The sequence below is a fragment of the Thermus aquaticus genome (assembly GCF_001280255.1).
Taxonomy (GTDB): Bacteria; Deinococcota; Deinococci; order Deinococcales; family Thermaceae; genus Thermus; species Thermus aquaticus.
In genome coordinates, this window is the sequence record NZ_LHCI01000106.1 from 930,713 (window position 1) to 938,160 (window position 7,448).

At 66.2% G+C, this 7,448-nt stretch carries 5 protein-coding genes and 3 pseudogenes; 4 read left to right on the plus strand and 4 right to left on the minus strand.

Features of this window, described 5'->3' with window-relative positions; all coding sequences use genetic code 11:
- A pseudogene (locus tag BVI061214_RS12910) lies at positions 1 to 216 on the plus strand (hypothetical protein); the annotation flags it as partial.
- A gap of 650 nt (positions 217 to 866) precedes the next feature.
- On the opposite strand, the gene BVI061214_RS14030 reads toward BVI061214_RS12910, so the two are convergent.
- The gene (locus BVI061214_RS14030; RefSeq protein ID WP_282953987.1) at positions 867 to 998 is read right to left on the minus strand and encodes a hypothetical protein; all 132 of its coding nucleotides are present in this window, start codon (positions 996 to 998) and stop codon (positions 867 to 869) included.
- A gap of 83 nt (positions 999 to 1,081) precedes the next feature.
- On the minus strand, positions 1,082 to 2,530 hold the full coding sequence (locus tag BVI061214_RS06175) for a bifunctional ADP-dependent NAD(P)H-hydrate dehydratase/NAD(P)H-hydrate epimerase (RefSeq protein ID WP_053767674.1): 1,449 nt from the start codon (positions 2,528 to 2,530) through the stop codon (positions 1,082 to 1,084).
- 39 nt (positions 2,531 to 2,569) lie between these two features.
- Between BVI061214_RS06175 and BVI061214_RS06180 the strand changes: the two genes are divergently transcribed.
- Positions 2,570 to 3,304, plus strand: a complete 735-nt coding sequence (locus tag BVI061214_RS06180) for an SIR2 family NAD-dependent protein deacylase (protein WP_003044331.1) — start codon at positions 2,570 to 2,572, stop codon at positions 3,302 to 3,304.
- A gap of 69 nt (positions 3,305 to 3,373) precedes the next feature.
- Here the strand turns inward: BVI061214_RS06180 and BVI061214_RS06185 are convergent.
- Positions 3,374 to 4,969: pseudogene (locus BVI061214_RS06185) on the minus strand (IS200/IS605 family accessory protein TnpB-related protein).
- 109 nt (positions 4,970 to 5,078) lie between these two features.
- Between BVI061214_RS06185 and BVI061214_RS13440 the strand changes: the two are divergent.
- Entirely contained in the window at positions 5,079 to 5,549 is a 471-nt protein-coding gene (locus tag BVI061214_RS13440) for a hypothetical protein (protein ID WP_248841732.1), read from the plus strand.
- On the opposite strand, the gene der is transcribed toward BVI061214_RS13440, so the two are convergent.
- On the minus strand, positions 5,546 to 6,844 hold the full coding sequence (der, locus tag BVI061214_RS06195; RefSeq protein ID WP_053767675.1) for a ribosome biogenesis GTPase Der: 1,299 nt from the start codon (positions 6,842 to 6,844) through the stop codon (positions 5,546 to 5,548). The two genes, BVI061214_RS13440 and der, sit on opposite strands and share 4 nt — an antisense overlap.
- Before the next feature lie 81 nt (positions 6,845 to 6,925).
- Between der and BVI061214_RS06200 the strand changes: the two are divergent.
- Positions 6,926 to 7,123, plus strand: a pseudogene (locus BVI061214_RS06200) (lysophospholipid acyltransferase family protein); the annotation flags it as partial.
- Between the last annotated feature and the right edge of the window lie 325 nt (positions 7,124 to 7,448).

Here is a 7,448-nt window from a genome sequence, read left to right on the forward strand (position 1 = left end):
GGGTACGGGCGCGGGAGGGGTGGGGCCCCGAGGTGTACCGGTTTCGCGGGGTGGTGGAGGGGGTGTTTGGGGGGATGAAGACCTGGCTGGGGGGGCCTACCTTTGGGGAAGCCTTGGACGGCCATGGTGCGGGCGTTTTTGGAGCTCATCGCCTACGGCCTTAGGGTCCTTCTCTCCCTTCTGCCGCCGCCCCCTGGGTACAAGGCGATTTACTAGGCAAGCCCACAGGGGCTTGACAAGAAGAAGAAGAAGAAGCCCTATTCTAGAGGTGGAGGTGCTAAAATGAATTGGTAAATGTGCTGGCGCTTCTTCTGCTGGGCTTGTGGGCAACAGCTCGTGCAGAGGGGTCCATGGGCGAAACTTGCACCTTCCCCATTGAACCAGAGGTGGAAAACGCCATTTCTCCCCTTAACTGTGGGGCCCAGCCCTGCTTGGACCCTGGGGATGGCGGAGGAGGTGGAGGATCATCACCTAACCCGGTTTGCAGGATTGTATGCTATATTGTGTGCGTTCCTGTGCGGGATGTCATTTGTACACCTGTTCCTCCTCCTTTGCAACCTATTTGTAGAGTAATCGTTTACAACGAGTGTCGTGAGGTTTGCGAACGGCAGTGCAGATGAAAGGAGTGTAGGATGTCACCTTGGGTAACCAAAGCTGCGAGAAGTTTCTTCTTCTTGGGGCTAACCGCTGCCCTGGTGCTCTTCGCTTACCTCCTTGAGCAGAGGAGCAGCTGGGCCTGGCTACAGTTTTTGCTGGGCGTGGGCGCGACGCTGGCCTCCTACCAGGTCTTGGGAAGGGGCGTAGCCTTCAACTCCCTTAAAGTGATAGGCTTTTCTCTCCCGGCCCTGGTCCTCTTCTACTTTGTTTTAGATCTGCTCTTCCCCGGAACCGTCGCCCACCAGGTAGGCCAGCTGGCGGGGGATCCCTTCCACTTGGGGGCTATCCTGGCCCTGCTCCTTTTCAGCCCGGGGCGTGGGGCGGCGGGCCCGGCCAAGCACACCTTAGGGTTTCGGTCCCCCCTTTGGCATGGGAAGCGTGGGCTTGGATCGGCAACGGGCCTAGATGGGCAAGAGAAAGGGCGCTAAACCCTTTCCCACGGCGCCCCTCGCGTCCCGGAAAGGAGGGCCTCTCGGGCGCGGGGTAGGGCCTCCGCCACCTCTTTGGCCAGGAGGCCCACCCCCTTCTCCTCCGCCAGGAGGTCCCCGGCCAGGCCGTGGAGATAGACCCCAAGCCGGGCGGCCTCAAAGGGGGGGAGCCCGGCGGCCAGCAGGGTGGCGATGGCCCCGGAGAGGACATCCCCCGTGCCCCCCGTGGCCAGGGCGGGGTTCCCCGTGGGGTTCAGGGAAAGCCGTTCCCCTTCCGCCACCACCGTGGGGTTTCCCTTGAGGACCACGGTGAGCCCCGTTTCCCGGGCCAGGGTCCGGGCGGCCTCCAGCGGGTCCTTGGCCACCTCCTCCGGGGACCGGCCCAGGAGCCTCCCCGCCTCCCCGGCGTGGGGGGTGAGGACGGCCTTGGCCCCAGCCCGGCGGTAGGCGGCCACCACCTCCAGGTGGAGGGCGTCAGCGTCCAGGACCGTGGGGAGGCCGGCCTCGAGGGCCCGCATGGCCCAGAGGACGCCCCAGGGCCCACCCCCCATGCCCACGGCCAGGGCCTCCACCCGCATGGGGGGCAGGGCGGGGGCGGGCAGGGGGTGGAAGACGGCCTCCAGGGGCTCCAGGGGCGTCCCCTCCGGGACCGCCAGGTGGACGAGGCCGGCCCCCATGCGGTAGGCCCCCAGGGCGGCCAGGACCGGAGCCCCGGCGTAGCGGAGGCCGTCTCCCCGGTACCCCCCCAAAACCCCCACCCGGCCCACGCTCCCCTTGTGAGCGGTGAGGGGGCGCCGGGGGAGGAGGGGCCTCAGGGCCTCCGGGGTGGCCACCTCGGGGAGGTCCTCCCGCTCCAGGAGGGCCTTGGGCAGGCCGATCTCCGCCAGAAAGAGTCTGCCGCAGGCCTCCCGCATTAAGAGGTGGGGGGTCTTGAAGGCGGCGAAGGCCACGGTGGCCGTGGCCCGAACGTGGGGGCTATAGGGGAGGCCCGAGGGCAGGTCCAGGGCCAAAATGGGAAGCCCCGAGGCGTTTACCCGCTCCACGAGCCCGGCGTAAAAACCCGTGAGGGGCCCCTTGAGCCCGGTGCCGAAGAGGGCGTCCACCACCACCTCCCCCCCGCCGAATGCGGCCTCCTCCAGGGGGTAGAGCTCCGCGCCGTGGGCCAGGAGGGCGTTTTTGGCCTGGAGGGCGTCCCCCGCCTGGTCGGGGGCAGCGTAGACCCGGACCCTCACCCCCTCCAAAAGGAGGTGCCGGGCCAAGACCAGGCCGTCCCCGCCGTTGTTGCCCTTGCCCGCTAGGACCACGGCCGGGCGCTGGCCGAAGAGCTCTTTGTAGACCCGGGCCGCCTTCATCCCCGCCCACTCCATGAGGAGAAGGCTGGGGTAGCCCATCTCCGCCGCCTTCTGGTCGGCTTCCCGCATGGCCTCGGGGGTGAACACGCGCACGCCCTCAGGATATCCCGGCCCATGGTCTAGGATGGGGGCATGGGCAGCCTGGAAGAGGCGAGAAAGCGTCTAGAGGAGGCCCGCAAGGTGGCCGTCCTCACCGGGGCGGGCATCTCCAAGCCCTCGGGGATCCCCACCTTTCGCGACGCCGAGGGCCTCTGGAAGGAGTTCAACCCCCTGGAGTACGCCACCCCCGAGGCCTACGCCAAGGACCCCGAGAAGGTCTGGGCCTGGTACGCCTGGCGCATCGCCAAGGTGCGGGAGGCCAGGCCTAACCCCGCCCACCAGGCCCTGGCGGAGCTGGAAAGGCGGGTTCTGGAGAGGGGTGGGGAGTTCCTCCTGGTCACCCAGAACGTGGACGGCCTCCACGCCCGGGCGGGGAGCCGGAACCTGGTGGAGCTCCACGGCAACATCCTGAGGGCCCGGTGCGAGGCCTGCGGCCACCGCTTCCCCCTTCCCGAAGCCTTCACCCCACCTCCCAGTTGCCCCCGGTGCGGCCACCGGGCCCGGCCCGACGTGGTCTGGTTCGGGGAGTTTCTGCCGGAAGGGGCCTGGGAGCGGGCGGTGAGGGCCTTTTCCGAGGCGGACGTCGCCCTGGTCATCGGCACCAGCGCCGAGGTGGAGCCCGCCGCCTCTTTAGGCCGCATCGCCTATGCCTCGGGGGCCTATCTGGTGGAGTTGAACCCCGAGCCCACCCCCCTCACGCCCCTGGCCCACCTTTCCCTGCGCATGGGGGCGGTGGAGGGGATGGCGGTCCTTCTGGAAGGGCTATGAGCGGCTTTTTCCGGTGCCTTGCGGACCTCGCCACCCTGGCACGGGCTGGGGCGGTAGGGTGGGTCCTGGTCAGTAAAAGTGCACATTAGCGCACCCCGGCCCTCCACCAGGATGAGGACCTGAGCCCACCTTCCACCCCTCCCACGATCCGTGCAGGATGGGCTTGAGGGGAGAAAGATCTCTGGGCACCTCAAGCCCGAGAAGGGGAAGGAAAAGGCCTACCCTCAGGACCCGCCAGGGATGGGCACCGGAGGGGTTCCTTCCTTCGGTTACCCCCTTCCAGCTCCCCGGCGAGCCCCAAGGGCTTGAAAGGGAGGCCAAAGCCGACTGGATTCTCCTCAGCTCACGAGACCACCTCCTCTTCAGGTAAGGGTTCTTCTCTTCTTTGCGCTCCCTTTGTAATTGAGCCATCCGGGCTTCGTAGAAGCTCCGGGCTTCCCTGAGAAAGCTTTCGTCCTTGAGGAGCGCCTCGTACCCCTTGGGAAGCTTCTCCTCAAACCCCAGGGCTCTACGGCCAATGACGTAGGCCGCGGCCACGTCCTTGGAGAGGGAGAGCCCTGGGGCGTACTTGAGCATCCCTATCGTGGAGGTGTCCTGGGGGCTCACCTCCAGGACCTCCACGCCCCGCTTTCGGGCGAGGGAGTGAATCTTCTCCAAGAGGGACCGGTAGGCAAAGCGGTGTTGTTTATGGCGAAACGCCCGGCCTGAGCCGTCTCCCCTCCGGGATTTACGAAGATACTTGAGCTTTTCCGTGGCGATAGCGACCCCGTGTTCCTCGGCGACGGCCACCACCTAGTGGGCGACCTTCCAGAGCGCGAGCTCCTTGGCCCCCTTATTGGGAGCCCGGTCCACCTCCTCCAGGGAGAGGGTGAGGTGGCGCTTCAGGTTCCCGTCAGGGGAGACCACGGCGAGGGCCAGGTGGTAGGGGTTGCCGTTCACGTCTATCCCCAGGACCCCGTTCGCCTTGGTGTGGACGGGAGGGGGGAGCTCCTCGCTCCAGGTGAAGTGGGCGTAGACCTTGCCTTCCTTGAGCGTGAGCTCGGCGTTGTAGGCGAGCCCCGAGTGAATCCGCTCCAGGAGGGCGTTGAGCTGGGGGTGGGAGGTCCTCACCAGGGCGCGGGCGAACTTCTTCCTTTCGCCTTCTTTTTGCCCTTCCTCCTCCCCCAGGTGGACGAGGAGCCAGAGGGCTCTGCCTTCCACCTGGAGCTTGAAGTGGGGGTTTCCTCCTTTCTTGCTCCTGTCGCCTTGGGTGTAGAGGAGGCCTTGCCGCTTCTCCTTCCACCTCCGCTTGAGGGCTTCCAAGGGCTTGCCCGAGAGGTGCTTCCGCTTCAGTTGCTCAAAGAGCTTTCTCCCCCCGAAGACCACCTTCTTGGGGTCGTTTCCGAGCTCCAGGGCGGAGTCCAGGACCGCTTTGGCCTTCGCTATCGCCCCGTCGGCGTAGCGGGTGTTGAGGCGGAAGAGGGCGCAGAGGGGACCGTCCGCCCGCTTGAGCTCTTCCCGGGGCTTCCCTTCGAGGAGGCGCTGGTAGGCGAACCTCGTGGCGCTGGAGAAGCGGCGCATGAGGTCCAGGACCGCCTCCTCGTCCCCGGGATCGGGGAAGACCAGGCGGGCGTGGACACCGAGGTAGAGCTTCGGGGCTTTGGCCTCGTGCATTCCTGGTTTCATTTTACCTCCTTTTGCCTCTTTCGCCGCCCTCCGTGAAGTTTTGCGCTCTTGGATAAACTGGGGACGGGAAAGAGGAAGGGTGCGGATTTGTGGGCTATTTTTCAGCTGTTTGCGCCTCCTCCAGGTGGGGGAGGGCCCCGAGGCCCTGGGGCAGGTGGTCCGCCTCCTCCTCCTGGGCTGGAGCCTGGACATCCTGGACGGGATCCTGGCCCGGGCCTCCGGGAGGTCCTCGCCGCTGGCTGCCTGGGACTACCCCCTGGACGCAGGGCTGGCGTGGGCGGGCTGGGCCTATTTGGCGGGGGCGGGGCTCCTTGCCCCCGGCGTTGCCTGGGGGTGGGCGGTTTTGGCCTTGGTGCTCCTCCTCCGCCGCCCTAAGAAGAGTCTTTCCATGGCCCTGCAGGTCCCGCCCACCTTCGCCCCCTTTTTCCTGGCCCAAAGCCTTGCCCTCGAGGCCTTCCGGGAGGCGCTGGTATGGGTCTTAGTGGTCCTTTTGCTGGACGGCCGCCGCTTCATCGGCGTGGTGCGGGAGTTCTTGGAGGACGCAGGCCTTTTTGCCCTTTTCGCTCGGAGGCGGGCCTAGCCCTCCTCCCGCCTGCCCCGGAAGACCAGGCGGAAGGGGACCTCCTTTAGGCCTAGGTCTTCGCCGATGCGGTTTCTGAGGTAGTTTTCAAAGGCCCGGGTAACGAACTCGGGGTGGTTGACGAAGAAGACGAAGGTGGGCGGGGCCACCTCGGGCTGGGTAGCGTAGAGGATCTTGAGGGGCTTCCCCTTGAAGTTGGGAAGCTGGACCTTGGCCGTCCAGACCCCAAGCCAGCGGTTGAGCTCCGCTGTGGGCACGCGGGTATGGTTGAGCTGGTAAAGGCGCAGGGCCTCCTGGAAGATCCGGTCCAGGTTCTGCTTGGTGAAGGCAGAGGTGTAGACCCGGGGCAGGTGCTCCAGGTGGGCCAGCTTTTCCCTAAGCTCCCGCCGCACCCTGGGGGCTTCCTCCTTCTTCACCAGGTCCCACTTGGTGATGACGAGGAGGACGGGCTTGCCCTTCTCCATGGCGTGGTTCGCCAGCTTCAGCTCCCGGTCCCCCACCTGGAAGGGGTCCACCACCAGAAGGACCACGTCGGCCTCTTCTATGGCCCGGAGGCTCCGCCTAATGGCCAGCTCCTCCACGATGGACTCGGGGCGCTTGCGGATGCCCGCCGTGTCTAGGAGGACGAAGCGGTTCCCATTCCTATAGACCTCCACGTCAATGGTGTCCCGGGTGGTGCCGGGCTCCTCGGAGACGATGACCCGCTCCTCCCCCAGGATGGCGTTCAGGAGGCTGGACTTTCCGGCGTTGGGCCGGCCCACGATGGCCAGGCGGATGCCCGCCACCTCGGGCTCGGCGTCCATCTGCTTGACGGGAAGCCTCTGCCAGATGGCACTAAGAAGCTCCTCCAAGCCCCTTTTGTGCTCGCTGGACGTGGGGATGGGGTCGCCGAAGCCCAGGGCGTAAAGGGGGCCCAGGTAGGCCTCGTGGCTGGGGCTGTCCACCTTGGTGGCCACCAGGATCACGGGCTTGCCCTTTTTCCTCAGGTACTCGGCCACCTCGTAGTCGGCGGGGGTCAGGTCCGAGCGCCCGTCCACGGCGAAGAGGACCAGCTCGGCCTCCTCGAGGGCCCGGTCCACCTTTTCCTGGATCTTCTTCTCCCACCGGTCCCCGGACCAAAGCCCCCCGGTGTCCACGAGGAGGAAGCGGCCCTGCTCGGTTTCCACCACGCCCTCTTTGAGATCACGGGTGACCCCGGGCTCGTCGGCCACCACCGCGCTCCTTTTGCCCAGGAGGCGGTTGAAGAGGCTGGACTTGCCCACGTTGGGCCTACCCACGATCACGACCTTGTGCATCGTCACCTCACGAAAAGGGGCGGGGAGGCCCCCCGCCCGCACTAACCCTAGTGTAGCACACCGGGTATACTCCCAGGCGGCATGCAGAAGCTAGCCCTTTTCCTGCTCAAGGCCTTCGGCTGGAAGCTATGCATCGCGCCCCCGCCCAGCAAGAAGTACGTCCTCATCGGCGCGCCCCACACCTCCAACTGGGACTTCGTGGTGGGGCTTCTGGGCCTTTGGGGCGGGCGGATCCGCGCCCGGTTTCTGGGGAAGAAGGAGCTTTTCAAGCCGCCTTTGCAGGACTTTACCCACATCTCCGTTTCGTGGTAAATCTCCCCTTGCGGGCGCAGCCCGTATCTGGTACCGGGGGTGATCCATGGACATGCTCAAGGTGGCCGAGGCCAGGCTCCAGGAGTTCACGGGCCGTTTTGCGAGCGTTTTCCCCCGATAAGCGCCTCCACCGACGGTTTGAAGAGGTGGTGCGGGGCGCCTTGGCCGCAGGCTCAGCCCGGGTGAGCGAGATGGTGGCCTCGCTCCCTTCTCCCCTCCAGAACCGCTTCCACCAGGCCAAAGCCCTTTACCGCTTCCTGTCCAACCCACGGGTGGAGGCAGAAGCCCTCCT

Bases quoted from the DNA above. Each gene is read 5' to 3' on its own strand.
- BVI061214_RS06180 (WP_003044331.1), top strand. From the start codon at position 2,570: ATGGGCAGCCTGGAAGAGGCGAGAAAGCGTCTAGAGGAGGCCCGCAAG.
- der (WP_053767675.1), bottom strand. From the start codon at position 6,844: ATGCACAAGGTCGTGATCGTGGGTAGGCCCAACGTGGGCAAGTCCAGC.